The sequence below is a fragment of the Rossellomorea sp. SC111 genome, assembly GCF_024733565.1.
GTDB lineage: Bacteria > Bacillota > Bacilli > Bacillales > Bacillaceae_B > Rossellomorea.
Genome location: NZ_JANIOC010000001.1, coordinates 25,486 through 45,182, shown reverse-complemented (window position 1 = coordinate 45,182; position 19,697 = coordinate 25,486). Strand labels below are relative to the sequence as shown.

Here is a 19,697-nt window from a genome sequence, read left to right as displayed (position 1 = left end):
AAGATAATATCCTGTAAATGACACTGTTCTGCTTCTGAAACAGAAGTGTTCAGCCATATATTCAACAGGAATGAAAAAGGGTTGACCTTTAGATTGGTCATCCCTTCTATTATGCTCATTTACTTAAGTTGGTTAATTATTCATACTATAAATATTGAGGGAGACAGAGAATATGGAGCATTTAGAACATCGGAAAAAGGTATTGATTATGATTGCGATCATGTCAGCCATGTTATTCGCCGCATTGAATCAAACCATTGTGGGCACCGCATTGCCTAAAATCATTTCGGAAATCGGAGGTATGGATTATTATAGCTGGGTATTCACTATCTTCATGTTAACCAGCTCCGTAACCGCCATATTGGTCGGTAAATTATCTGATATGTATGGAAGGAAGCCTTTCATTCTACTTGGGATTGGAGTCTTCATGATTGGTTCGTTCTTAAACGGACTTTCCGCTTCCATTATACAGTTAATCATTTTCCGGGGGATTCAAGGCTTCGGTGCAGGGATGATCATGTCGACAGCCTTCACTGCTGTAGGGGACTTATTCTCTCCCCGTGAAAGAGGGAAATGGCAGGGGCTGATGAGCAGTGTGTTTGGTTTAGCCAGTGTATTCGGTCCGACACTTGGGGGTTGGATCGTAGATAATGCCGATTGGCACTGGGTATTCTGGGTATTCCTCCCAGTAGGATTCATCGCATTTGGGATGATTTATAAAATGTTTCCTTCCCAAGAACCAAAGAGAGGCCTGAAAGTGGATTATCTTGGATCCATCATGCTAACGTTAACAATCATTCCGTTATTACTCGCCTTTACGTGGGGTGGAAACGATTATGAGTGGGTTTCCCTTCAGATCATTGGGTTACTGACCCTCTCGGTTGTAGCATTGGTTCTATTCATCATTACAGAGAAGAGAGCAAGTAATCCTGTACTTCCACTACAATTGTTTAAGAATCAGATATTCACCCTTTCAAATATCATCGGATTCATTCTTGGAGCCGGGATGTTCGGGGCCATTATGTATATGCCTTTCTTCATTCAAGGCGTAATGGGGACATCCGCGACGAAATCTGGGCTTGTGATGATGCCCATGACATTGAGTATGGTACTTGCCAGTACAATAGGGGGACAAATCATTACGAAGACAGGGAAATATAAGTTTCTGGCACTGATCGGTTTGTTCGTCATGAGTACGGGTATGATTCTGTTATCCTTCATGGATACGAATACGACCAACGCCAGAGCCCTGATAAATATCATTATAGTAGGAACTGGACTAGGACTGAGTTTCCCTGTCTTTACGCTGACGGTTCAAAACGCAGTGCAGCATAAATTTCTTGGAGTTGCCACTGCTGCAACGCAATTGTTCAGACAAATCGGTGGAACAATAGGGGTGGCGATCATGGGAACGGTGATGAATTCTTCCATGACTTCAAAGATGACAGAGAAAATGTCATCAGTAAAAGACTCTCCATTACTAACAGATCCTGAAACGGCTGGTGTCATGAAGCAGCTTCAAGACCCACAGAACATCATGAACGGTGGGAAATTAAAAGAGCTTCAATCAGCATTGCCACAAGAATTCCAGGGGATCTATGCATCCATCCTGGAAGGTGTAAGAGAATCATTGAGTTTTGCCTTAACAAATGTCTTCTTTATTGGAGCCATGATTCTCCTTGTTGGATTTCTTTTAACCTTCTTTATGAAAGAGATCCCATTAAGGATGTCGAATAAAGATGCCACAGAGGAAGAAAAGGAAACGAAGCTTAAAGAAGCTTCCAATCAATAAGATCCATTAAATAAAAGAGGGTAACCATGTCTGCTGAAAGTAGCAGGCATGGTTACCCTCTTACTGATTATGACATTGTACTTTCTCCAAATTTTTTAAAGGTCATTTCATCCTCTACCAAGCCGCAAGCCGCACATTGAACCTTTAATTGGGGTCCGTTGTAAGCGAGATGAAATGGCTCGAGTTGATTTTGCTCATAATTTTGGACGACTTCTCCTGAAGCAGGATCAAGTTTCACACTCTGAGGTACTTGTTGTATAATATTAAACCGGGTTCGATTCGTTTTACAGCTGGGACAGCGATAGGGTGTAGTCATGGATATCACCTTTCTTCTTTTTTTTAGTATGGTTAAGGAATAAAGATTTTATGTAAAGGATGATTGAATATGTCAGTAGTATTCAACGATTTGCTGATATCATACAGACAAATATGGAAAAACCGCATGTTAACAAACGATGCCGTTTCATCGGAACAAGTCTTGAAAGAAGCCGTTAAACGTGAATTGGAAGATGCCAATAGTCATCCCAGGGTTCGTAAATCCATTGAAGTAAAATATTTCACTTCAACTAAAAGAATTATTGAATCCCACTTATCAAACGAAGATAAAGTCGGCCTAATCCAGCTACATATCGAAATGGCAGATCAATTAATGATAGAACGGAATCTTTAATATTGAACCCTTTTCAGGAAAAGTGCGAATGAGCAATTCATTTCATTATATACCTATATAGGTATATAATGAAATGAGATTAATGAAAAGGATGATAGCAGTATGCCTCTACTAACATTATTATTAGTCGGTCTACTCTCATATATGATGTATTATCGATATTTTCCCGTACGAATAAAACGATGGAATTCCCTTGATGTGACAGCAGAACAGGTAGTAGTCGATGTCAGGGATTATCAGGACTCTTCTAAAGGAGATTGCGAAGAGGTCGTAGCCCTGCCTTGTGGATACATCCGAAGATATGCAAGTGATATTCCTGAAGGGCCAGTCATTGTGATGGGAAGCAGTCTAGTCGAGTGTAATGTGGGTGTGAGACAATTAAAACGGCTCGGCTTCGATGTGAAGGGATATCTGCTCATCGAATCTGAAAAAAAATGCAATGAGTACCTTTATTTGGGATGAAATCCTTCCTGCTTTGAAATGTTACTGTAACATCCGTTACATTGAGTGAGCTGTTAAAAACCTGTCAAGAATCAGATACCGGTAATAATTAGTTGTTGCATCCAATTCGTTCAGCTATTGGAAATGTAAGTAAATCATTTAAAAATGCTTTTCCTCCTACTAAAATCAGTGGTTACTATCTTACTATAAAGAAATTGTCTTTCAAAATAGAACAATTGTTTACTAGTTGCCAAGTTCTCCCGTAAATGTAACAAAAACAGGGTGGTATGATGAATGTGCAGCAAAGAAAAACACATTCACTAAGGAGGAATTCATTTTTATGAATAAGAAAATGATGGTTTCAGCAGCAACGGCATTAACATTATTAGCAACTCCATTCGCAGCAGGTAAAGCTGACGCTGCAGCACCGTGTCCAGCACAAGATAAGGTCGCTCAAAAAGTGAACGCCTTTAAATATAATGGTAATCAAGAAGATCTTAACAAATTTGTTCAGGATGTTCTATCAAAATACCAAATCGACGGCAAAAATATAAATGTACAAGAATTATTAAATGGACAGGCTCCAAAAGCAGAGGCGGCGGCACCTGCTCCAGCTAAGGAAGCACCAAAAGCGGAAGCTCCTGCACCTGCAGAAGCACCAAAGTCAGAAGCGCCTGCTCCAGCTCCAGCTTCAAATGAACAAAAACAACAATCAGAGCAAGCAAGCGAACAATCTGGTCAATTGAGTCAGTTTGAACAAAAAGTAGTGGAATTGACTAACCAGGAACGTGCAAAACAAGGACTGCCAGCTCTTAAAGTAGATGCAGAATTAAGCAAGGTAGCACGTGAGAAGTCTCGTGACATGCAAGCGAACAACTACTTCTCTCACACAAGCCCTACGTATGGTTCACCATTCGACATGATGAAGCAGTTTGGCATCCAGTACAGCTCTGCAGGTGAAAACATCGCTATGGGTCAACAGACACCTGAAGAAGTAGTACAGGCATGGATGAATAGTGAAGGTCACCGTAAAAATATCATGAGCTCAAACTACACTCACATCGGTGTGGGATATGTAGAGAATGGTAACTACTGGACTCAACAGTTCATCGGTAAGTAATTTCACGAACAAAAGCAGTCTCTCTTTGGAGAGGCTGTTTTTTTTATTCTCCCATAATTAAACGAAATGAATACACGGTTTCTTATATCATGTTAAACGTATTATGTAAGAGCTTAGATTTGCAATTCCCGATAATCATTCATACTATTGAGATATAACGAGTACGTGGAGTGAGCTTGATGAAAGAAGATAAAGTTGTCCTCATAACGGGCGGATCAAAGGGAATCGGAAGAAAGACGGTGGAGGCATTCTCTAAACAAGGATACACGGTCATCCTTAACTATAGAAGCGATGATTCTTTTGTGGAGAAGTTGGTTACTGAATTAATCCAAACCTACTCCAATTCCATCTTTCCGATCAAGGGGGATATTTCCGTACCGGAAGAATGTGAACGTATGGCTTCAGAAATCTGGAGTAAGGTGAAGAGCGTCGACATCCTGATTCACAATGCCGGACCCTTTGTAAAAGAAAGAAAATCATTCGTCGATTATTCCCCTGAAGAATGGAATTATATTGTGAATGGGAATTTAAATAGTGTATTTTACTTATCACGGTTATTGATTCCAAAAATGCGTGAAAAACAATGGGGAAGGATCATCACATTTGGATATGATAGGGTTGAATCAGCACCGGGCTGGATTTACCGTTCTGCATTCGCTGCAGCTAAAGCCGGTCTCGCTTCCTTCACAAAAACGATTTCAATCGAAGAAGCAGAGAACGGCATAACGGCAAATATGGTCTGCCCGGGTGATATAGTAGATGATTGGAAGGAAAAAGAAATCAGTCTTGCGAAAGAGCAACATGATCCACATACACCCATTGGACGACCTGGAACTGGAGAAGATTTGGCGAGGATCATTACATTCCTATGTCAGGAAGAATCTGATTTCATTACCGGTTCCATCATTCCCGTTACGGGTGGTAAGGATGTCCTTGGAAAGGTGTTTCATCAATAAAGAGCAACGGCATAGGAGCAGTCCGTTGCTCTTTCGGTCACAATTTTCTTATTCATTATTTAATGACTATACTGTTTTCTGTTCTTCTTTTGTATAAATAAAAGCCTGCCAGACAACGTTATGGCGCCTGCCGTTAAGCCTGATGTAAGCCCAAGCCAGTAGCCGTACGGTCCGAAATGGGTGTAGTTAGCAAGGAAATATCCCAATGGAAGGCCGATTACCCAATAAGATACAAGAGCCATGATAAAGGTGATATTGACATCCTTATATCCTCTAAGTGCACCTTGGACAGGGGCTTGTATCGCATCTGAAAGCTGGAAGAATACGGCATATAATAAGAAGTGAGCCGTTAATTCTAATACATACGCATCATCCGAGTAAAGATAGGCGATTTCAGAACGGAAGACGAGTAGTATGACTCCATATATGACAGCCAACAACAATGCAAAGCTGACGCCCATCCAGCTGTAAACCTTTGCATCCCGAAGCCTCTTTGCACCGACCTCAAATCCTACAACGATGGTCAATGCCATGGAAATACTCAGCGGGATCATATAGAGGAAGGATGCAAAATTGATTGCTGCCTGATGAGCCGCAATTACAACCGTATCGTAATGACTCATCAACAAGGTAACAGCTGAAAAAATGCTTACTTCGAAGAAAATGGATAAACCAATCGGTACACCGATCACAAAAATTTCCTTCCATTTAGAAAGGTCAGGCTTATGGAAGCTCCTGAAGATATTATATTGACTAAATGGCCCTTTCGTATGGACGACCCAGAAGGCAATGAGTGTAATCAGCCAATAGGTGATGGCAGACGCAACACCTGCCCCCACTCCTCCAAGGGCGGGAAACCCCAATTTACCGAAAATAAGAAGATAATTGAACACTACATTAATCGGCAAGGACGTGAGAGTGATGAACATGGTCACCCTCGTCATCCCCATGGCGTCGATGAATGATCTTAATACATTATAGATAAATAAGGGAATCATTCCGAACGAGAGGGCAATGAGATACTCCTTCGCTACAATACGGACTTCCGGTTCTATATTCATCCCGTTTAATATGGGGTTGAGGGCGAGTCCCCCAGTCCCCATGACGAGGAGGGATAAAGCGATGGCGGCATAAACACCTTGAAGTACAGTATGGGGAACTTCTTTCTTGTTGCCGCGTCCGTTCAATTGGGCGACGATTGGCGTCACGGCCAAAAGGATCCCGCTTAATCCTGTAAAGACCGGTACCCAAAGGGAAGAGCCGATGGCGACACCTGCAAGATCAATGGGAGAATACTTCCCTGACATGATCGTGTCGAAGAAGTTCATGGCAAACATCCCAAGCTGCGTGACTAGGATGGGAATGAGTATGATGGATAGTTGTTTGATCTTATCTTTCATTGTATGAGTTTCTCTCATTGGACGTACTCCTCCTGAATGCCTTCAGATATAGCATGGTGATTTCACTATCATACTGTACCATATTTTCATGGGGATATAGAGTGAAATATGCTAACGGACGAGGACTCAGTATGAATCAGACGAAATGACCATGTTGGAGGGGAAGAATGACAAAACAATGGCAGGAATTTCTTCTGTCAAATTTTCGTAGTTCTATCCCGCCTGTATTTTTGGTAAAGTGTATAATGGTTAGAGAGAAGGAAATAAGATTATGAGTTAGGAGTTTATACATATGAAGAAACGTATATTATTTACGGGCGGAGGATCAGCGGGCCACGTCACGGTTAATACAGCACTGATTCCACACTTTGAAAAAGAAGGATGGGACATAACGTATATAGGTTCTGAAGATGGAATTGAAAAGGAAATCATTACTGAACAATTTCCACATATCCCGTACAAAAGCATTTCCAGCGGGAAGCTTAGAAGATATTTTTCCTGGAAAAACTTTTCAGATCCCTTTCGAGTGATGAAAGGGGTAGTTGACGCTCTATCCGTCATCAGGAAGACGAAACCGGACATCATCTTTTCCAAAGGGGGATTTGTTTCCGTCCCGGTCGTCATGGCTGCTAAGATAGCCAAAGTTCCTGTGGCAATCCATGAATCCGATGTCACTCCGGGACTCGCCAATAAACTTGCCGTCCCATTCGCTACAAAAATATTTACGACTTTCCCGGAAACGGTCCAATCCCTTCCGAGTGATAAATCATTATGCGCAGGAGCCATCATCCGTGAAGAATTATTTACGGGTGATGCCCGTGAAGGGAAGCGGTTAACTGGTTATTATGAGGATACGCCTGTTTTGATGATCATGGGAGGAAGTCTTGGAGCGAGAAAGATTAACGAAGCGGTAAGAGGGAATCTGGAGGAGCTGCTTTCTACCTTTCAAATCATTCATATTTGTGGAAAAGGAAATGTGGATGAAAGCCTAGTACAAAAAGGATATCGTCAATACGAATTCATCAAGGGTGAACTGCCTCATTACCTTGCGATGACGGATTTCGTGATATCCCGTGCCGGTTCGAATTCCATCTTTGAATTTCTAGCCTTAAAGAAACCGATGTTATTGATTCCCCTATCAAGGGAAGCAAGCCGTGGAGATCAAATCCTGAATGCCAACAGCTTCGTTAAACACGGCTATGCGTTAAAGCTGGAAGAAGAAGAGCTGAGCGAAAAGAGCTTTTTGGCGGGTGTCAACGAGCTTAAGGAAAATCGTGACACAATGATTCGCAATATGGAAAAAGGTGAAAAAGCCTACACCATCCAGGACATGTACGAGGTACTTTCCTCCATGTCCCGATAAAAAGTCATTGGACTCCCCTTCAAGCATATAGTATACAAATGGGTGAAGGGGAGAAGTGGAATGGCGTATCAGTACTCAAAAGGATGGTATCTACAAGAACTTAAAAAGATGGGAATCAACCATCATCCTATAGAAAAAAGGAAATTGGAAAATTATAAAACATTTGTGGTTAGAAACCTGTATTTCGAGAAAATGGCTAAACAGAAATAAGAATAGGAGTTTGAGTGTATCGTTGCTGATCTTAGAATTGAAGATCATGCATCAACACATTCAGCTCCTTTTTAATTCGTGGAAAGCGAGCACATCGAGCGGAAATGAACCACCACTTGCTTCTTCAAAAAGATAAATTCCAACGATTAGGCATTGAAAAAAAGAATATTCATTGGAATTTCATTTATTTTTCATGGTTGAAGGTTATAGTAAACGTATAATTCTTAATGATAATAGGAGAAAGTAAATGGAATCCAAATCGAAAGTAAGCCACCCATCATTTTTATCGAAATTCATCCCAAGTCCAAAGGAACGGAAAAATATCATCTTCTATTTGGTACTAAGCAGCTGTTTATCTGCTGCAGGAATTCTCCTCATAACGGCTAACCAGGAAGTGCTCATGGGGATGGATGAGGAATCCTACAAGGAATTTCTCAAACAATTCGGGTCCATAGCAAGAATTATTTATTTTGTCGTCCTCAGTATCTTTCCGATCTTCCTGTTATTGAAATGGAATGGCCTGAAAGAAGTAAAGTGGAAGGATATTGAAATAAAACGCTTTGTCCAATTTGCAGGAAAGCTGTTGAGGAAATGGCACGTTCCCTTAGCACTATTGGCAACGGCAGGTGTAGTGTTACACGGAATTCTGGCAATCATCAGAGATTTCCATTGGGACTTCACAAATATAACGGGGATACTCTCGAGTATCACGCTCTTCCTCCTAGTAGGCATGGGATTTAAGCGCTTCAAAAGGAAGGACCGGGCATGGCATCTAAAGCTAGCCATCACTTTTACCATATTTTTTATGATCCATGCCTCCTTTTAATCCGTTCTTAACAAAAAGGTTATCACAAAGGGTAAATACCTTTGTGATAACCTTTTTCTGTCTTTACGCTTCAAGCGCCTGCTCTTCTTCCGGGGATTGCTGAAGCTGATATAAATAGAGGGTGTAAAGATCTTTAGGGATTTCATACAAATCATACACTTCTTCTTGAGCATTTAATTGATCATAAAGAGATTTCCTTGATTCATTAGCCTTTACGACATAAGGCAGTTTTTCTGCGGCCTTTTGTGAACGGGTATTCACCTTTCTGATTCTCATAAAGATGGTTTCCATGCCCAGTTCAAAAAATAACTCGGAAAAGAATGCATCCTTTGCAGGCTGGTTATAGCCTTTGCCATGGAAGGGTTTACCGAGCCATGTTCCAAGGAATCCTGCATTTTCCTGGATATCAAATAAATTGATCGTGCCGATAGGGTTGCCCCACTCGTCCAAAATCGTCCGTGAAATAAGGTCTCCCCGTTCTTCTGCTTCAATGGTTTGTTTCGTCAGGAAAAGAAGTTCCTCATAGGAATACGCCTTTTGACGCACAAAAGGGAAGACATCCGGGTGCACCATCAGGTCATAAAGTTCATGACACTCATGTAATTCACGTTTCTTGATCATAGTAGACCCTCCTTGAGGGCAGTCTGCTCGCGTACGATCCCACCCTCGAAATTTTTAAATGGTAACTAAAAAATTTCGGGGTGGGAATCGAACCCACTAAGACCAGTCAAGAAACTGGTGGCGCACCTTTTGCCTTCCCTTCATTACAGTCGCTCACTATATGAATAGATCGCATCTTTGTAATCGGAAATATATTATCCATCTGTATCATATACGAAATATCTCAAAAAGGAAATAGGTAAAATGCTGATTTTTGAAGAAAATTTTTAACAAATTTCTACACGTTTTGATAAGCGATTTTCCCATTGACGAATGTCAACAAGGGCTTTGCCATAAAGTGGAATGGATGGTGGCTCCAAAGGACTAAATCGGCATCCTTATTCACTTCAATACTTCCGATCCGGTCAAATACACCAAGGTTTCTGGCAGGAGCAATGGTGATTCCTTCCAATGCCTTTTGTTCCTCCAAACCTTCACGTACAGCAATCGCCGCACACATGTTCAGATACTGGATGGGTGTGTAGGGGTGATCGGTCGTAACCGACACTTCGACACCGGCTTCCGTCAACTTCTGGTAGGTGATCCAGCTCTTGTTTTTTAACTCTACCTTCGAGCGTCTTGTAAACGTCGGACCGACAGAAACTTTTAAATTCTTTCCTTTAAGTTCATCTGATATGAGGTGACCTTCAGTGCAATGTTCAATACGGAGGTCGAGGTTGAATTCCTCAGCGAAACGAACTGCGGATAAAATATCGTCTGCCCTGTGAGCGTGAATCCGAACTGGGATTTCCCGTTTTAAAGCAGAAACTAAGGGAGCGACTCTCAGTTCCTCAGGCTGGTCACAATATTTAGCAGAGAAAAAGGCTTCCCTGAGCATTCCCATGATCCCCATGCGTGTTATGGAATCATTGTTTCCATTGCTGTGGATTCGTTTCGGATTTTCGCCTAAAGCGATTTTCAATCCGGAAGTTTCTTTGATAAGCATGGACTTGATGTTTGAACCATGGGTTTTGATCACCGCTGTGGTACCGCCGATGACATTCGCGCTTCCTGGCATGACATTCACGGTGGTGACGCCATATTTAAGGGCGTCTTTAAAGCCCGGGTCCAATGGGTATACACCGTCGAAGGCCCTGATATGAGGGGTCATCGGCTCGATGGTTTCATTGGCGTCATTACCTGCCCAGCCTGTACCTTCGTCGTAGAGACCTAAATGAGTGTGGCAGTCAATGAATCCGGGAAAAAGAAATTTCCCCTGGCAATCGTATACGGAAGCGTGGTGGATTCTTTCCACGTCATGGGGGAATATTTGTTTGATTTTTCCGTCTTTTATGAGTAAAGCTCCATTATGAATAGGCTCGGATGTAATGGGATAAATGGTTGCATTTTTTAAAAGTATGGAATTCATCGTTTTTCCTTTCGTGACGATTGTTTCCTTCTTATTTTAAACAATTTTCAGTGAAAAAAGAAGTTAATCCATTCTTTTATTTCTCCTATTTGAATAAATCAGATAAAAAAGGGTTGAGAGAACAGCTATTAAACTGAGGGGTTTAATATAGCGGGTTCCGATGACCTCGATATGTTCCCAATGTGTACCAAGTTCCATCCCGATGATCATAAACAACAATGTCCAGGGGAGCATGGCTGCAAATGTGTACAGAGTGAAAGTAGAGAATGGCATGCGGCTAATGCCAGCGGGTATACTGATCGCATGGCGGACGATCGGAATGAAACGTGCCGTGAATATGACTATCGTCCCGTGCTTCTCAAACCATTTCTCAGAAGCATAAATATGCTTTGAATGAATAAACAGAAATTTCCCGTATTTTTCAAAAAACGGTCTGCCTCCATAATATCCAAGCCAGTAAAGAAATAACTGAGCTACGGTCCCACCGACGACACCGCTGATGAAGGCACCTATAAACGTAAGTTTTCCGGCGTTTACCATAAAACCTGCATAGCTTAGGACAAGCTCGCTCGGGATGACTTCAATCATGAGTGCGAGGGAGATTCCCGCATATCCTAAATCGGTTAAGAATGTAAGGATGTGTAAAATCCATTCATGGTTCATATTTATCCTCCTACATGAATCCTGAATATTGAAGAATGAGAATCAAGAGCCCCAAAGCCCAAACGTAATAGGAGAATATTTTAAGGGAGTGCTTTTTCAAGAAATTCACCATGGTCATAATAGCGAAATAGCCGAATACTGCCGCGCTGACTGTTCCGATGGCTAAACTTGAGAAGGGGATCGCTTCAGCCTCGCCACCGATCATTTCTTTTCCTTGAAGCACTATCCCTCCAAGAATGGCAGGCGTAGAAAGGAGAAAGGAGAAATAGGCTGCTGTTTCTCTGTCCAATTTCCTGAATAATCCTGCTGCTATCGTTAAACCGGATCTTGAAAGGGCGGGGAATATGGCAGCTGCTTGGAAGCTGCCGATCACCAAAGCATCCCTGTATGAGAGATCATCCAACTTTTTATATCCGTTCTTCACCCCGTCAGCAACATACATAATACATCCTGTCACAAGAAACTCCCAACCGATGGTAGACCCTGTCTTTGATATCTTGTCAAAATAGTCTTCAAACATAAATCCTATAATCACAGCAGGGATGGTTCCGATGATGAGAATCCAGGATAATTTACTGAATGGGTGCCTCAGCATGTATAAAAGTTCCTTCTGATAAACGACAAAGACGGCAATCAAAGTACCGATATGAAGCATCGTATCCAGGAAGAGTCCGGCTTCTTCAAGTCCAAATGCAAGCCTCCCTAGATAAAGATGCCCTGTGCTTGAAATCGGAAGAAACTCTGTTAACCCTTGTATAACGCCCAGTATAAAGGCCTCAATTTTATTCACATTCTCCACTGCCTTTCTTCAAGAACTCTAAGGACAAACTCCTCTTTTAAACGTATATTCCGATCCGTCACATTTCATGAAGGTTGTCATGAAGAAACCTAAAAAGTACCCATAAACAAAATCTAAAAAATGGGTGAAACTTTATGAATGCAAAGACGTAAATATAGAGGAGGATACAATCAGAGTGTCTGCTAAAAGTGTTGTACAAGGAGGAATTGGCATGCCGACAAAAGATGAAAGAATGATGGCAGCTCTTATCTATATATCAAGCTTCTTCACCGTATTCGTCGGTCCATTGATCATCTGGCTCATTAAAAAGGATGAATCGGAGTTTGTGGATTTCCATGGAAAGGAATACTTGAACTTTCTCATCTCATACGCCGTATACGGATTTGTAAGCAGCATTCTCATGGTGGTACTTATCGGATTTGTCTTAGCTCCCATCGTAGGGGTGCTGGCACTGATCTTCACGATCCTGGGTGCGATAAAGGCATACGAAGGTGACTATTACAAAATTCCGACAGTCTTTCGATTATTGAAATAAGAAAAGGTTGAACTCATGTGCCTCATGGGTTCTTTTTCTTTCTTAAAAACAGAATAAGGAATAAGAAAGTTGACAAAAATTTCATTCACTTTATAATTTTATAAAACGATCATCTCTACAAAGGAGAATGTATCCCTATGACGAGGATTGACAATAAAGTAAGACTGCTTAAGCTTATGAGTATTTTAAAACAAGAAACGGACGAAGATCACGAGCTGAATCTGGATGATATCATTCTTCGCTTTAAAGAGACATACGGACCCGATTTGAAACTTAACAAGAATTCCTTAAAAGATGATCTGGATCATCTCATCAGACACGGTTTCGACGTGACCATCAATCAGGAAAAAGATGGACTTCCTAAATATTACAGCCACCAATACCGGTTGTTCGAGTTATACGAACTAAGGATGCTCATGGATGCAGTTGTCTCTGCCAAATTCATTTCGAAGCAGGAAACGAGGCAGCTGACCGGGAAGATAAAGCAGCTGACAAGCCATCAACAAGGGAAGAAGTTACATAATGAAATCCAAATCGATTCTTCCATTAAAAGTGAGAGTCCTTTTATTCGCCGCACCATCCATGATATCCATGAAGCGATTGCAGAACGGAGGATGATTACATTTCAATACGGGCGGTATGATGTCAATAAACGGTTTAACCTCAGTCATGAGGGCCGGCTGTATAAGGTGAAACCGTACGCTCTTGCATGGGCGAATGATTTTTATTACCTTATTGCTTACTATTTTGAAGCGGACGAAATACGTCACTATCGGGTCGATCGACTGCGTAATGTTGAGATGCTCGCGGAAACCTATCCATATGAAGGCTTCGATGTATCCAAATACGTCCAGTCAACCTTTCAAATGTTTGCCGGAGATGAGGAGTGGATCAAGATTAAGTTACATAACAACCTCATCAATGTGGTGATCGATAAGTTCGGGAAAAATGTCAATATTCAAAGGCACGGTGAGGACCATTTTATTTTGTCGACCAAAGCCCGGGTAAGTACCGGTCTCGTAAACTGGATCTTCACCTTTGGAAGTCAGGCTGAAGTGATCTCTCCTTCTACCCTTGTGGAAACCGTCAAAGCAGAAGTCAATAAACTGTATACTTTATATCAAGAGAAATGACGGCATCGAGCCCCGTAATAAGAAGGGTCTCGGTGCTTTTTTTCTTAAAAAAAAGCCAGCTCGTTCTTTATGAGGGACGGACCTATTGTATGATTAGAAAAGGATTTAAGTGATTTATGTCGAATGGGGGTAGAAGGAGGTGCTGATAGAAAATGATCCATCGTGCAGGCATCATCCTCATTGAAAATGGCAGTCTGGCGGTCATAAAAAGAATTAGGAATGGCTGTGTATATTATGTGATTCCAGGGGGAGGCATGAAGGGAGGGGAGACCGAAATGGAAACGGCGGTCCGGGAAGCGAAGGAAGAACTGGGAATCAACGTCTCGGGACTGAAAATCGCGTTGACCTTCAGGCAGAATAATACACATTCTTATTATTTTGTGGGAAAATATAATGGCTTATTTGGCTCAGGAAAAGGTGAAGAATACGATTATACCAGGAATAGAGGGGAATATATTCCCTGCTGGATTCCGATAGAGGAACTGTCCGGGAAAAAATTGTACCCTCTAGAAGTGAAGCAATTTCTATTACAGCAAATGGCAGGTGGTCAAGAAGATGATGATTAACGAGACAGGACTCGTCCTCGAAGGTGGCGGAATGAGAGGGATCTACACGGCGGGGGCGCTTGAATTTTTCTTGGAGAACGGAATTGAATTCCCTTATGTCATCGGGGTTTCTGCAGGTGCATGCAATGCCGCTTCTTATTTATCCAAACAAAATGGCCGTAACAAAAAGGTGAATGTTGATTTCATCCGCGACCCTAAATATTTATCATGGCGGAACTACTGGAAAACAGGCGAATTATTCGGGATGGATTATGTCTTTGATGAAATACCGAATAAATTGGTCCCCTTCGATTACAAAGCTTTTCACTCCAATCGCACGGAATTTGTAGTCGGGACAACCGATTGTCATACAGGAAAACCAGTCTATTTCTCAAGGAAGGATTATGGAGAAGATCTTCTCACAATCATACGCGCATCAAGTTCTCTTCCATTTGTTGCTCCGATTGTTGAATTCGCTTCCCGACACCTCCTTGACGGGGGCATAAGCGATCCGGTTCCCATTGAAAAAGCCGAGCAGGACGGATTCAAAAAAAATGTGGTCATCCTGACCCGGAATAGAGGATATTACAAAAAGCCTTCAAAATTTTCTTTCCTGGTTAAAAGGAAATATCCTCAATATCCAGAGCTGCACAAAACATTGATGAACCGATATATGCGCTACAATCAAACAATTAAGGAAATTGAGACAAAAGAAAAAAATGGAGAGGTTTTGATCATCCAGCCCGAGCTTCCACTTAAAGTAAGCCGGATTGAAAAAAACCCCCAAAAACTGGACGAACTTTACTGGCAGGGCTATCATGACGCAGAATCGAAATGGAAGCGGTTATTCGAATGGAACCAATCAGGGAAGCTGGTCCACTCATAAGAACGTAAGGGGTGAATAGAACCACCATTTGTGAAAAGAGTTCTGTTCATTCTCCTCGCTTTCCTGACATTAGGTCTTTTTACAGATTTTAAACATACATATGATAGAGATTCCTTGAAAGGACGAGCATTCTATGAACCTCTATCAAATATACAAAAATGAACAATATACGTTGCTTTTCAGAAGTGTCATGTATTTTCTCATTGGTGTAGGGATGCTTGTAGTGACACAGCAATTATATTACTTTCCCCTGTTGATCTTCATCCCTGCGTTTTCAAATCTGTATCTCAGTTATAGTCTGAAAAAGGAACTTAAGAAGGCAAACCGTCTGTATTATGAAAATATGCCTGTCTCTCTGCATTCACTTGTGGGGGTTCATACGAAGGAAGGCTCCTATTATTTAAAAACCAACGGATGGTCACACTATTTTATTCAACGTACATCCATGATCAACAATCCCAAGCATTACTTGTTTCATAGAAAGCATAAACCGCCACTGTCATTTTCGAAGTGGAGCAGGATCATAAAGATCGATCATCCTGAGAGAAGAATGATGTTTCAATTAAAATATCAAAGTGCGACCGCCATAGAGTGGCAGAATGAAGGTGGGGACACAATCCTCATCTATAAAGGAAACAAGAGATGGATCTTAAACTATCAAGAGAAAAATTACCTATCCTTACAAAAGGGATACCTCCCTCAAAGCGTTCAACGGCTATTCGATTCCCATCATAGTTACGTTTCATTTTATGAAACATACAATGATGATATGGACTGGCTGCTGATCTTTCTATGGTACGTAGACAGTGATTATTTCCTCACATCGTAGCTCATTCTTTTTAAGGATTTGGATACAATATTGAAGGGAAGTATGGAACACATATGAAAGAAACTTGCTTCTGATCCATAGAGGCATTTTTTTATAGGGTGAGTTCCTCACCTATAATCTAAAAATTAGGACAAAAATCTTATTTTAGTTCGTCTTACATGATTTTATTTGTGAAACTATGATAGAATAATGATAATCGAATAGGTTTCCTTCGGGGCAGGGTGAAATTCCCTACCGGCGGTGATGAGCGTATGCTCTTAGTCCGTGACCCGGCTAATACATATTAGACGGTGGATTTGGTGAAACTCCAAAGCCGACAGTGAAAGTCTGGATGGGAGAAGGAACGGCAGCATTTAGTTGATGAATAAGGGAAGAGTCCGGCCAGTGTTCGTGGATGATTTTTCCTTTTTGAAACATCAAATCAAATGCTTTATTTAGTCATGCCAACTTCCCCCAAGTAGACCGTTACTTGGGGTTTCTTTATTTCTGAATAGTATTTTTAAAAGAAGGGAGGTACATCAATTGAATCATACCCATTATATGAAGCTTGCCATTTCAATGGCAAAGGCAACCCTTGGCCAAACCTCGCCAAACCCTGTGGTAGGGGCTGTGGTTGTCAAAAATGGAGAGATTGTCGGGACAGGTGCCCATCTGAAAGCAGGGGAAGGTCATGCAGAAGTGAATGCCATTAAAATGGCAGGAGACAAAGCGAAAGGAAGCGATATTTACGTTACTCTTGAGCCTTGTTCCCACTATGGGAAAACACCTCCCTGCTCTCAAATGTTGATCTCAAGCGGGATAAAGAGAGTCCATATCGCCACCAGGGACCCCAATCCTTTAGTGGCTGGACGGGGAATTCAACAATTAAGAAATGCAGGCATTGAAGTGGTTGTGGGTGAGCTTGAAGAAGAGGCCCTTGAACTAAATAAACATTTTTTTCACTTCATTCAAAATGGTACCCCATATGTCACGCTAAAAACAGCGGTTACATTAGATGGAAAAACCGCATCTGCTTCGGGAGACAGTAAGTGGATTACATCCGAAGCCTCAAGAATCGATGTCCACTATGATCGTCACAGGCATGACGCGATATTAGTAGGAGTCAATACCGTCATTCAAGATAACCCACACCTTACCACCCGTTTGCCCCAAGGTGGAAAAAACCCCATTCGAATAATATTAGATACCTATTTGCGTACACCGATCCATTCTCATGTAGTAGAGGATCTTGAAAGTAGAACCATCATCTTTACAGGCAGTTCGGTCATAGATGAAAAGAAGAAGCCCTATATCGATCGAGGATGTGAAATCATGTCCCTTACCGACGATAAGGTAGGCATTCACTCCGTTCTGAAAGAGCTTGGTTCCCGGAAAATCGTTTCACTATATGTAGAAGGTGGTTCTACTATACATTCCGCCTTCTTAGAGGAAAGAGCCTTTCAGGAAATGATTATGTATATGTCTCCAAAGCTTGTGGGTGGAAGTACTGCCTTCACGAGTTTTGGAGGAAAAGGATTTCCAACCATTGCAGAAGGGTTGGAAATGGAGATCGCTGGCCTCGATCGTGTAGGACAGGATATCAAAATTATCGCACGGCCAAAACGGGAACCTTTGTGAAAGGGGGAGAAGGATGTTTACTGGAATCATTGAAGAAATTGGATCGATGGAACACATGAAAAAATCTTCTTCTTCCATGGAACTGACGATTGCTGCGAGCCGCATTCTCGAAGATATCCATATCGGGGACAGCATCAGTGTGAACGGGGTTTGTTTAACCGTCACGTCATACAGCTCCAGCAAGTTTCAGGTTGATGTCATGCCAGAAACGTTTGAAGGGACCACCTTACGGACTTTAACCCGTGGCTCGAAAGTGAACCTGGAAAGAGCCATGGCGGCAAACGGTCGTTTCGGCGGTCACTTCGTCAACGGTCATGTAGACGGGGTCGGGACCATCTTGCGAGTAGAGAAGGTGGAAAACGCCTGGTATATGGACATTTCCATTCCTGAACATCAGAGCCATCTGTTCATCATGAAGGGATCGGTCGCAATTGACGGCACCTCCCTTACAGTGTTTGGTGTAAAAAATAATACCATTACGATTTCGCTTATCCCTCAGACCAGAGGAGACACGGTGCTTGGTGGAAAGAAAGCAGGGGACCTTGTCAATATCGAATGTGATGTAATGGCGAAATATTTTCATCGTTTCTATGAAGCAAACGAACAGTCTAAGAGTACTTCAAGCAGCATCAGCTATGATTTTTTATCTCAAAATGGTTTCGCTGACTAAGAGGAGGGGTTGCCCCATGTTTAATAAAATCGAAGAAGCTCTGGAAGATTTACAAGCAGGTAAAGTCGTCATCGTTGTGGATGACGAAAATCGTGAAAATGAGGGAGATTTTATTGCCCTGGCAGATAAAGCGACACCTGAAGTCATTAATTTTATGGCTAAAGAAGGGAGAGGCTTGATTTGTGCCCCCATTACAGAAGGAATAGCACACAAATTGAAGCTTACGCCGATGACGATGTCAAATACAGACCCCCATGGCACGGCCTTCACCATCTCAGTGGATCATAAATCGGCAACGACAGGGATTAGTGCATTTGAAAGATCGACCACCATACAGCAATTATTGAACGAAGATTCAGTGCCGGAGGACTTTAAACGGCCCGGACATGTATTTCCCCTTGTCGCCAAAGATGGCGGGGTTCTAAAACGTGCTGGCCATACAGAAGCAGCCATCGATCTGGCTGTTCTTGCAGGTGCACAACCATCCGGGGTAATCTGTGAAATCATGAATGAAGACGGAACGATGGCCAGGGTGCCTGAATTAATGAAGCTCGCTGAAAAATGGAATTTGAAGATCATTTCCATTGAAGATTTAATCAGGTATAGAAGAAAGAAAGAAATGCTTGTGACGAGGGAAGTGGAAATTGAGCTTCCTACTGAATTCGGCACCTTCAAGGCGGTTGCTTACACAGAAAACCTTACAGGAAAAGAGCATATCGCCCTTGTAAAAGGGGAATGGTCAGAGCAGGAGGATGTCCTCGTGCGGGTACATTCCGAATGCCTGACAGGTGACGTTTTCGGTTCCAATCGCTGTGATTGCGGCCCTCAGCTCGCCACAGCCCTTACCCAGATTGAAGAAGAAGGAAAGGGTGTCCTCCTTTATATGAGGCAAGAAGGCCGTGGGATTGGATTAATAAACAAACTGAAGGCCTATAAGCTCCAGGAAGAAGGCTATGACACCGTGGAAGCCAATCAAAAACTGGGCTTTGGTGACGATTTAAGAGAATATGGAATCGGAGCGCAGATCCTGAGAGATTTAGGTATAACCAAGATGCGTCTATTGACCAATAATCCGAGAAAGATTGCCGGGATTAATGGATATGGTCTAGAAATCGCAGGTCGGGTACCGATCCAGATGCCTGCGAAATTCGAAAATGAGAAGTATTTAAAAACAAAGCACACTAAGCTGGGACATTTACTTAAATTTTAGGAG

22 protein-coding genes and 1 riboswitch are annotated in these 19,697 nt (G+C 42.0%); of the genes, 16 read left to right on the top strand and 6 right to left on the bottom strand.

Annotated features, from left to right (window positions below; genetic code table 11):
* The first annotated feature begins 172 nt into the window (after window positions 1-172).
* Window positions 173-1,792: an MDR family MFS transporter gene (locus tag NQ095_RS00230; RefSeq protein ID WP_258261524.1), complete on the top strand. Its 1,620-nt coding sequence runs from the start codon at window positions 173-175 to the stop codon at window positions 1,790-1,792.
* 67 nt (window positions 1,793-1,859) lie between these two features.
* Here NQ095_RS00230 and NQ095_RS00225 read toward each other — a convergent pair whose 3' ends face one another.
* Entirely contained in the window at window positions 1,860-2,108 is a 249-nt protein-coding gene (locus NQ095_RS00225; protein ID WP_224519717.1) for a DNA alkylation repair protein, read from the bottom strand.
* A 69-nt stretch (window positions 2,109-2,177) separates the two neighbouring features.
* Between NQ095_RS00225 and NQ095_RS00220 the strand changes: the two genes are divergently transcribed.
* The 4 genes from NQ095_RS00220 (at window position 2,178) to NQ095_RS00205 (ending at window position 4,979) form a co-directional block, all read left to right on the top strand.
* Window positions 2,178-2,462, top strand: coding sequence for a hypothetical protein (locus NQ095_RS00220; RefSeq protein WP_258261523.1), 285 nt, complete (start codon window positions 2,178-2,180; stop codon window positions 2,460-2,462).
* 102 nt (window positions 2,463-2,564) lie between these two features.
* Window positions 2,565-2,924, top strand: a complete 360-nt coding sequence (locus NQ095_RS00215) for a hypothetical protein (protein WP_258261522.1) — start codon at window positions 2,565-2,567, stop codon at window positions 2,922-2,924.
* 319 nt (window positions 2,925-3,243) lie between these two features.
* On the top strand, window positions 3,244-4,023 hold the full coding sequence (locus NQ095_RS00210; RefSeq protein ID WP_258261833.1) for a CAP domain-containing protein: 780 nt from the start codon (window positions 3,244-3,246) through the stop codon (window positions 4,021-4,023).
* Between the two features lie 179 nt (window positions 4,024-4,202).
* Complete coding sequence (locus NQ095_RS00205) at window positions 4,203-4,979, top strand: SDR family oxidoreductase (RefSeq protein WP_258261521.1); 777 nt, start codon at window positions 4,203-4,205, stop codon at window positions 4,977-4,979.
* Between the two features lie 59 nt (window positions 4,980-5,038).
* Here NQ095_RS00205 and NQ095_RS00200 read toward each other — a convergent pair whose 3' ends face one another.
* Complete coding sequence (locus NQ095_RS00200; RefSeq protein ID WP_258261520.1) at window positions 5,039-6,397, bottom strand: MATE family efflux transporter; 1,359 nt, start codon at window positions 6,395-6,397, stop codon at window positions 5,039-5,041.
* Between the two features lie 274 nt (window positions 6,398-6,671).
* On the opposite strand from NQ095_RS00200, the gene NQ095_RS00195 reads away from it, so the two are divergent.
* From NQ095_RS00195 to NQ095_RS00185, 3 genes are all read left to right on the top strand, one after another.
* Entirely contained in the window at window positions 6,672-7,742 is a 1,071-nt protein-coding gene (locus NQ095_RS00195; protein ID WP_258261519.1) for an undecaprenyldiphospho-muramoylpentapeptide beta-N-acetylglucosaminyltransferase, read from the top strand.
* A gap of 60 nt (window positions 7,743-7,802) precedes the next feature.
* Window positions 7,803-7,952 carry a YflJ family protein gene (locus NQ095_RS00190; protein WP_258261518.1) on the top strand — a complete coding sequence of 50 codons (150 nt, stop codon included), beginning with the start codon at window positions 7,803-7,805 and terminating at the stop codon, window positions 7,950-7,952.
* A gap of 247 nt (window positions 7,953-8,199) precedes the next feature.
* Complete coding sequence (locus tag NQ095_RS00185; RefSeq protein ID WP_258261517.1) at window positions 8,200-8,778, top strand: hypothetical protein; 579 nt, start codon at window positions 8,200-8,202, stop codon at window positions 8,776-8,778.
* Window positions 8,779-8,841: 63 nt separating this feature from the next.
* On the opposite strand, the gene NQ095_RS00180 is transcribed toward NQ095_RS00185, so the two are convergent.
* The 4 genes from NQ095_RS00180 to NQ095_RS00165 form a co-directional block, all read right to left on the bottom strand.
* Window positions 8,842-9,399, bottom strand: a complete 558-nt coding sequence (locus tag NQ095_RS00180) for a GNAT family N-acetyltransferase (protein WP_258261516.1) — start codon at window positions 9,397-9,399, stop codon at window positions 8,842-8,844.
* A 277-nt stretch (window positions 9,400-9,676) separates the two neighbouring features.
* Entirely contained in the window at window positions 9,677-10,807 is a 1,131-nt protein-coding gene (locus NQ095_RS00175; protein ID WP_258261515.1) for an amidohydrolase, read from the bottom strand.
* A 63-nt stretch (window positions 10,808-10,870) separates the two neighbouring features.
* Entirely contained in the window at window positions 10,871-11,470 is a 600-nt protein-coding gene (gene uptA, locus NQ095_RS00170; protein ID WP_258261514.1) for an undecaprenyl phosphate transporter UptA, read from the bottom strand.
* 10 nt (window positions 11,471-11,480) lie between these two features.
* The gene (locus tag NQ095_RS00165) at window positions 11,481-12,260 is read right to left on the bottom strand and encodes an undecaprenyl-diphosphate phosphatase (protein WP_258261513.1); all 780 of its coding nucleotides are present in this window, start codon (window positions 12,258-12,260) and stop codon (window positions 11,481-11,483) included.
* Between the two features lie 220 nt (window positions 12,261-12,480).
* On the opposite strand from NQ095_RS00165, the gene NQ095_RS00160 reads away from it, so the two are divergent.
* From NQ095_RS00160 to NQ095_RS00125, 8 genes are all read left to right on the top strand, one after another.
* A complete protein-coding gene (locus NQ095_RS00160) occupies window positions 12,481-12,804 on the top strand; it encodes a DUF4870 domain-containing protein (protein ID WP_258261512.1) in 324 nt (107 codons plus the stop codon).
* 137 nt (window positions 12,805-12,941) lie between these two features.
* Window positions 12,942-13,937, top strand: coding sequence for a helix-turn-helix transcriptional regulator (locus NQ095_RS00155; protein ID WP_258261511.1), 996 nt, complete (start codon window positions 12,942-12,944; stop codon window positions 13,935-13,937).
* Window positions 13,938-14,089: 152 nt separating this feature from the next.
* Window positions 14,090-14,503: an NUDIX domain-containing protein gene (locus NQ095_RS00150; protein ID WP_258261510.1), complete on the top strand. Its 414-nt coding sequence runs from the start codon at window positions 14,090-14,092 to the stop codon at window positions 14,501-14,503.
* Complete coding sequence (locus NQ095_RS00145) at window positions 14,496-15,368, top strand: patatin-like phospholipase family protein (protein ID WP_258261832.1); 873 nt, start codon at window positions 14,496-14,498, stop codon at window positions 15,366-15,368. The genes NQ095_RS00150 and NQ095_RS00145 overlap by 8 nt, the downstream gene beginning before the upstream one ends.
* Window positions 15,369-15,501: 133 nt before the next feature.
* A complete protein-coding gene (locus NQ095_RS00140; RefSeq protein ID WP_258261509.1) occupies window positions 15,502-16,197 on the top strand; it encodes a hypothetical protein in 696 nt (231 codons plus the stop codon).
* A gap of 203 nt (window positions 16,198-16,400) precedes the next feature.
* Window positions 16,401-16,544: riboswitch (FMN riboswitch) on the top strand.
* A 175-nt stretch (window positions 16,545-16,719) separates the two neighbouring features.
* Window positions 16,720-17,814 carry a bifunctional diaminohydroxyphosphoribosylaminopyrimidine deaminase/5-amino-6-(5-phosphoribosylamino)uracil reductase RibD gene (gene ribD, locus NQ095_RS00135; RefSeq protein ID WP_258261508.1) on the top strand — a complete coding sequence of 365 codons (1,095 nt, stop codon included), beginning with the start codon at window positions 16,720-16,722 and terminating at the stop codon, window positions 17,812-17,814.
* A gap of 13 nt (window positions 17,815-17,827) precedes the next feature.
* Complete coding sequence (gene ribE, locus NQ095_RS00130) at window positions 17,828-18,484, top strand: riboflavin synthase (protein ID WP_258261507.1); 657 nt, start codon at window positions 17,828-17,830, stop codon at window positions 18,482-18,484.
* 16 nt (window positions 18,485-18,500) lie between these two features.
* Complete coding sequence (locus tag NQ095_RS00125; protein ID WP_258261506.1) at window positions 18,501-19,694, top strand: bifunctional 3,4-dihydroxy-2-butanone-4-phosphate synthase/GTP cyclohydrolase II; 1,194 nt, start codon at window positions 18,501-18,503, stop codon at window positions 19,692-19,694.
* The last annotated feature ends 3 nt before the right edge of the window (window positions 19,695-19,697 follow it).